At 45.4% G+C, this 6,661-nt stretch carries 4 protein-coding genes and 2 pseudogenes; 5 read left to right on the forward strand and 1 reads right to left on the reverse strand.

Translation table 11 applies throughout. The annotated features are described in order from the left end of the window. Nucleotides 1–690: 690 nt before the first annotated feature. From pgl to O9332_RS02620, 3 genes are all read left to right on the forward strand, one after another. Nucleotides 691–1,413, forward strand: coding sequence for a 6-phosphogluconolactonase (pgl, locus tag O9332_RS02610; protein ID WP_002760961.1), 723 nt, complete (start codon nucleotides 691–693; stop codon nucleotides 1,411–1,413). Nucleotides 1,414–1,644: 231 nt separating this feature from the next. Beyond that, nucleotides 1,645–2,277: a double zinc ribbon and FHA domain-containing protein gene (locus tag O9332_RS02615; RefSeq protein ID WP_002760960.1), complete on the forward strand. Its 633-nt coding sequence runs from the start codon at nucleotides 1,645–1,647 to the stop codon at nucleotides 2,275–2,277. 189 nt (nucleotides 2,278–2,466) lie between these two features. Further along, nucleotides 2,467–3,714: a site-2 protease family protein gene (locus tag O9332_RS02620; protein WP_002760959.1), complete on the forward strand. Its 1,248-nt coding sequence runs from the start codon at nucleotides 2,467–2,469 to the stop codon at nucleotides 3,712–3,714. Here the strand turns inward: O9332_RS02620 and O9332_RS02625 are convergent. Further along, nucleotides 3,633–4,397 (reverse strand): metallophosphoesterase family protein, encoded by a 765-nt coding sequence (locus O9332_RS02625; RefSeq protein ID WP_002760958.1) that lies wholly within the window; start codon nucleotides 4,395–4,397, stop codon nucleotides 3,633–3,635. The genes O9332_RS02620 and O9332_RS02625 overlap by 82 nt on opposite strands. A 183-nt stretch (nucleotides 4,398–4,580) precedes the next feature. Between O9332_RS02625 and O9332_RS27920 the strand changes: the two are divergent. Together O9332_RS27920 and O9332_RS02640 are read left to right on the forward strand one after the other, a co-directional pair. Further along, a pseudogene (locus O9332_RS27920) lies at nucleotides 4,581–4,952 on the forward strand (type I restriction-modification system subunit M N-terminal domain-containing protein); the annotation flags it as partial. A 269-nt stretch (nucleotides 4,953–5,221) separates the two neighbouring features. After that, nucleotides 5,222–6,403, forward strand: a pseudogene (locus O9332_RS02640) (RNA-guided endonuclease InsQ/TnpB family protein). Nucleotides 6,404–6,661: the final 258 nt, after the last annotated feature.

Here is a 6,661-nt window from a genome sequence, read left to right on the forward strand (position 1 = left end):
ACCAATAAAGCTGAGAGGGAATCCGAACTAGGGAAGTATTCGGAGGTCTGTGCCAGATTGTGTCTCGATGCGGTAGTCTCTACTTGCGTCGCCTAAATTGGTTTAGGCAAGCCCCGTCCCTTTTAGGGCGGGGTTAGTGACTAGTCTGTTTAAAAGTTCTCGCTGGGGATTCCCAGAAGGATTTTGCCGAGAGGCACTCTGACAAACTGCAATTTCTAATTAACTCTCGCTCAACCTCCCGCTAAACCCTATGTCAAATCGTTCTGCTTGTCAACCCCCTTCGAGAATCGACTCTAGAAATATTACCTCAATATGGCATCGGTAAACTTATCCCTGTCAAAGAATAGATCTCCTGCAAAAATCAAAAATCTGCCGTTAGGCGAGGAGACGGTCGATAGGAGACGGTCGTCAGGAGGAGAAAAAAGACAATAGAAAACTATAATATCCATAAAACCTAATATTATGTCAAATTTATCCATTTTTTTAGATATTTTAACCCGATAGTGCCTCGATAACTTACTTTTGCAGCAGGTCTAATAAAATTTTCCCAAGCTCTCAGACGAGGTTTTCCCCCCGTATCTCTTACCTAAGACAGAGGCTGTCAAAGAATAAAATTTTCCCAAGCTCTCAGATGAGTCCTGAATGGTTAGCCTATAGTAAAGACAGCCCCCTGAGTTGATAACAAAACCCATGCAGAAATTGGTGGAAGTTTTAGCTGATAAACAAGCTCTGATCGCAAAATCTCTGGCACTGGTTCTGGAAAAAATCACAACCAGCCTCGAACAACAGGACTATTTTACCATCGCTCTGTCCGGCGGTAGTACCCCGAAACCTCTCTACGAAGCTTTATCCTCTCAACCCCTCGACTGGTCAAAAATTCACGTTTTCTGGGGAGATGAACGCTACGTTAGTCCCGATCATCCTGACAGTAATCAACGCATGGCCCGGTTAGCATGGCTCGATCGCATACCGATCCCGGCCGCTAATATTCATCCTATGCCCACGGATGACCCCGATCCCCAGCTGGCCGCCCAAAAATACGATGATCATCTCCGCCAATGGTTTGGGGTCAATTCTCCCGATTTTCCCGTTTTTGACCTGATTTTATTGGGAATGGGCGATGATGGTCACACCGCCTCTCTCTTTCCCCACACGGCAGCTTTAACGGTGAGCGATCGCTGTATCACCGTCGGCGAGAAAGACGGCAATCCCCGCTTAACTTTTACTGTTCCCCTGATCAATCAGGCCCGTTGTGTGATCTTTATCGCTGCCGGCGAAAGTAAACGCCCCGCTCTACATGAGATTTTCTCTGCTTATGGTGACTCTTTCTCCTATCCTTCTCGTCTCATCCACCCCCCGGCCGGGGAATTATATTGGTTGCTCGATGCGGCCGCTGGTTCCTCTTTTGTCTAGAGAATAGGGGAATAGGGGAATGGGGGAATGGGGGAATGGGGGAATGGGGGAATTTCAACTAAAACCCCAACACCCCAAAACCCTAACACCCCCCGCAACGCGCACGCAGTGACCACCCCAACACCCTAAAACCCCAACACCCCAACACCCTAAAACCCCAACACCCCAACACCCTAAAACCTAACCCCTAATCTGCTTTTTTACTTTTTACTTTTTACTTTTTACTTAAAAATGATCGTTTGTCCCAATTGCGAACATACTAACCCCGATGAGGCCAGTCAATGCGAGGCCTGTTACACTCCCTTGCCGCGGATGTCTTCCTGTCCTAATTGTGGGGCAACCATCCAAACTGATGCCACCTTTTGCGGTCAGTGTGGCTACAATTTACAGCCTAATTCCGTTCCCATGGTGGCAGCCGAGGCCGAATCGGAATCGGAACCTGAACCCGTCCCACCAGTCCCTACACCCACCGTCGCCTCGATCGCACCTCCTCCTGTTGCCCCTCCACCGGTTCGGGCTGCCACCCGCTTACAGACGGAAATAGCTAGTTTGCAGCACCTGCAAACCGATAGCAAAATTGAATTACCCCTACATCTATCGGTAATTCATATCGGCAAACCTAACGATCGCATTCCCCCCGATATCGATGTTTCCGGTTTTCCCGATTCTGATATCGTCTCCCGGGTTCATGGCGATATCCGTGTCGAAGCGGGCATCTATTACCTCGAAGACAGCGGCAGCGCTAACGGAACCTACGTTAATCACACTCCCCTACCCCCCGGCAATCGTCATCGTCTTCGGGCAGGCGATCGCATTTCCCTCGGTAAAGGGGACAAAATGACTTTTATTTTCCAAATGTCCTAAAAGGGGACAGGTGTTAGGTGTTAGGGGTTAGGGTTTTAGGGTTTTAGGGTTTTAGGGTTTTAGTTGAATTCCCCCACTTCCCCATTCCCCTATTCCCCCATTCCCCCACTTCCCCATTCCCCTATTCCCCCATTTCCCCACTTCCCCACTTCCCCACTTCCCCACTTCCCCATTTCCCCACTGAAAATTATGCGTACAAATTGGCGAATCGGCTCTTTATTGGGCATTCCTCTCTATATTGATTCCTCGTGGTTTTTGATTCTGGCTTTTGTCACCTTGATCAATGCCACTGATGCAGAAATTCAGTCTCTGGCGGCCCAGAGTTCTGTTTTAGCGTGGTTACTTGGTTTAATCATGGCTTTATTGCTGTTTATCTCGGTTTTACTCCACGAATTAGGTCATAGTTTAATGGCTCGTTGCCAAGGCATCGAGGTCAATTCCATTACCCTGTTTCTCTTTGGAGGTATGGCCTCGATCGATCGAGAATCTCGGACTCCTCCAGAGGCCCTGCAAGTAGCGATCGCTGGACCCCTCGTCAGTTTTCTCCTGTTTTGTCTCCTATCCCTAGCCAGTCACTTACCCTATTTAAACGCCAATTTAACCTATATATGCGGGCATTTAGCGATAATTAACCTGTTTTTGGCTCTATTTAATCTTATCCCCGGTTTACCCCTCGATGGGGGTCAAATTTTCAAAGCAATGGTCTGGCAAGCGACTGGCGATCGCTGGAAAGGATTACATTGGGCTGCGATCAGTGGTCAATTCATCGGTTGGTTGGGGATTATTTTGGGGATTTTCTTGGTTCTCTTGACGGCAGATGTGGGGGGTGCTTGGTTAGGATTAATGGGCTGGTTTATCCTCAGAAATGCCCGCGCCTACGATAATTTGACTAATTTACAGGAAAGTCTCCTCAATTTCACAGCGGGAGAGGTGATGAGCAGAGATTTGCGGGTTTTAAACGCCCATCAAACCCTACAGGAATTCGCCCAAGAATACGTTTTAGACCGAGCGGCTGCCAATACTGCTTATTTTGCCGCTTCCGAGGGGCGTTATCGGGGATTAATTCGGGTGGAAGATTTACAGGCGATCGAGCGGAGTTTCTGGTCAGAAAAACAACTGCTTGATATTGCCCATCCCCTCGCGGAAATTCCCACTGTTGAGGAAAAAACCCCCTTAGTGACGGTGGTGCAGAAATTGGAAACCATCCCGGACCGAATGATCACGGTGTTAACACCAGCCTCCGCCGTAGCGGGAGTGATCGATCGCAGCGATATCCTCAAGGCAATTGCGATTAAATACCAAATTCCCCTAGAGGAAACGGATATTGAACGCGCTCGCGAGGGAGTTTACCCCAGTTATTTGCCCTTAAATGTTATTGCTGCCGCTCTCGACAAGAGTGAACCGCCAAAAATCGGCGAACCGTCCTTAATGTCCTGACGTAGAGAGGATGGAAGATAATAATCTTGAATCTGGCTAATCCGAAAATTTCCTCGCTGGTTAACCTGCCACAATTTCCCCGTTTCCACATCTAAACAACTTAACCAGCCTTGGCCGTAGGCCCAAGTATCGATACAAATGGCATGGCCGAGATTAATCGGTTTCCCGCTTTTTTGGCTGGTATGGCCGCAAATCATGGTTTTTCCCGAACTATGGGCGGCGGGATATTGAAATTTCTCCCAAAAGAGTTTGTATTCTGGTTGTCTGGCTAGGGGTAGATGGGGATCGAGACTAGCGTGAACAAATAAATGATTGGCAGTTTCGTAGCTATTTATACAGACTTTTCCTAAAAAATCCCAGTGGGATTCGGGAATTTTAATCAGGTGGCCTTCGCTATAGGATTTGAGGGTGGCTTTACCGCCTTTTTCTAACCAGAGACGCTGTTTGAGGGGGTTATTACGGGCTTGCAGCATGATAATCTCGTGATTACCTTTGAGGGGAATCAAATTTCCCTGTTTATGTAGGGAAATCAGGCGATCGATCACCCCTTTCGAGTCTCTGCCCTTATTAACGTAATCACCGAGGGTGATTAAAGTATCTTGCGGTTTGGGGTTGACGATCTCTAGCAAGTGATCTAGAGCTTTCGAGCAACCATGAATATCGCCGATCGCTAAGGTTCGCATGAGGATTTAGTAGGGGATTAGGGCATAGGTAGGGTTTGCGGCAAAAAGTTTTTCGTGGGGGCAGGGTGTGGGGTGTGGGGTGTAGGGTGTAGGGTTTTACCGATTTTGAGGTGGTCAGTTACCTAATTTTCAGGGAAAAAGTCCAGGAATTTTACCCCCGATCCCTCCAATGGTCGGCACTTTTTGAGGAAAAAAAGTCTAAAAGCCTTATCCAACAAGGTTTTTAGATTTATTCAGCAAGCCCTAGATAAACTTTGGACAACCTTCTGGAATAACGGCATTAGTAACCCGCTTTCGGTAATCGAGCAGATTTCCTATTTACTCTTCATCAAGCGCCTAGATGACCTAGAACTAGCTAAGGAGCGTAAAGCCCAACGATTAGGCGAAAAACTCGAAAATACCACCTTTACCGCCAGCCAACAGCATATCCGTTGGTCGCACTTCAAAAATATCGATGATGCGGAGACAATGCTCCAGATTGTCCGGGATGAAGCGTTTCCCTTTATCAAAGATCTGGGGCAATTCTGCAAGGGTAGCACCTACGCTAAACACATGAAGAATGCGGTGTTTCTCATCGCGTCTCCGGCGCTGCTGGCGACGGTAATCGAGCAAATTGAAAAAATCCCGATGGGGGATCGGGACACCAAGGGCGACCTTTACCTAAAATGTCGGATGAATGCCCCCGCTACATTTTTCGAGAAGATACTCAGCTTTGCGGGGGATGAAATCAGACCAGAATATCAACCGCGGAGCATCGGTTTAATTCCACCATCTGTGGGTAAACTGTGTTATACCTAACTTAGCCAAGGGTCGAGGATTGTTAGATGCTAGTCGTAGAAGCAAAGCTAAAAAACGGAACACCAGAGCAATATCACCGGCTCGATGAAGCTATCATAACTTCTCAGTTTGTGCGTAATTCTTGTGTTCGTTATTGGGGGTCAAATCAAGGGACAACCCGCAATGATCTCCAAAAACTTTGTGCGGTACTAGCTAATAATAAAGAAACACCTTATGTTAATAAATTAAACTCACAAGCTCGTCAATCGGCTGCTGATAGAGCCTGGCAATCAATTAATAGGTTTTATCAGAATTGTCATGCTAAGATACCAGGGGAAAAGTGGTTTCCTCGGTTCAAAAAGCATAACCGTTCCTTTGAGTATAAATTAACAGGCTACCAACTATCTGATGATCGACGTAAAATCAGATTTACTGATGGTTTTCAAGCAGGAGAATTTGATTTATGGTGTAGTCAAAAGACATTATTTTATTATTCAGAGCAACAGATTAAACGGGTAAGAGTTGTTAGACGTGCTGACGGTAAACCAACGGGACAAATAACAGGAATTGACTTAGGGTTAAAGGAATTTTATACCGATGCTCAAGGCAATAATGTAGAGAATCCACGTTATTTAAGAAAGTCAGAAAAACGACTGAAAAAAGGACAACGACGATTATACAAAAAGTTTCCTCAAGGAAACAAACAGTCTAAAAACTATCACAAGCAACGGATAAAAGTAGCTAGGCTTCATCTTAAAGTATCAAGACAACGTAAAGACAAAGCAATTAAAGACGCTTTGGCGTTAGTCCAGTCTAATGATCTGGTAGTTTATGAGGCTCTAAAGGTAAGAAACTTAGTCAAAAACCATAAGCTTGCCAAATCGATTTCTGATGCTTCTTGGTATCAATTCACTGAATGATTGAATTATTTTGCCAAGATTTATCGGATTGTTTGTGTTGCTGTTCCTACCCATTTTACTAGCCAAGATTGTTCAGTTTGTGGGACGATAGTGCAAAAAACATTAAGCAATAGAACTCATCAATGCCCTAACTGTAAAACAGTCTTAGATAGGGATCATAATGCATCAATCAACATTCTTAAAAAAGGGTTGAAATATTTTGTAAATCATCTCAACGGTACTGTTGGGCAAACAGCAACCACCCCAACCACTAGGGCTGATTCATTCTCCGAATCTAATTCTTTTTTTGCTACCTTTAATCGCTTATGAGGTAAGCAAAAGACCTCGGCCTAATATTATCTCAAGACCAAAAGTTTTTCTAGTTAAGGAATCTACCCGAATAAAAATTATTTTAATTGCCTCATATTTTTTCAGTGAAATTGAATTGGTTCTTCGGTTTATGTTATGCAATGGAGGGGGTTTATAAGGGATGAAACCCTTATATAGAAAGACATTTGGCGATTTTTGTCAATTGTTTTCGATCTAGAACGAGCTAATCAATTAAGTCTCTTGCCAGATAAGGATTTA

Source organism: Microcystis sp. LE19-10.1B (assembly GCF_027530565.1).
Lineage (GTDB): Bacteria > Cyanobacteriota > Cyanobacteriia > Cyanobacteriales > Microcystaceae > Microcystis > Microcystis aeruginosa.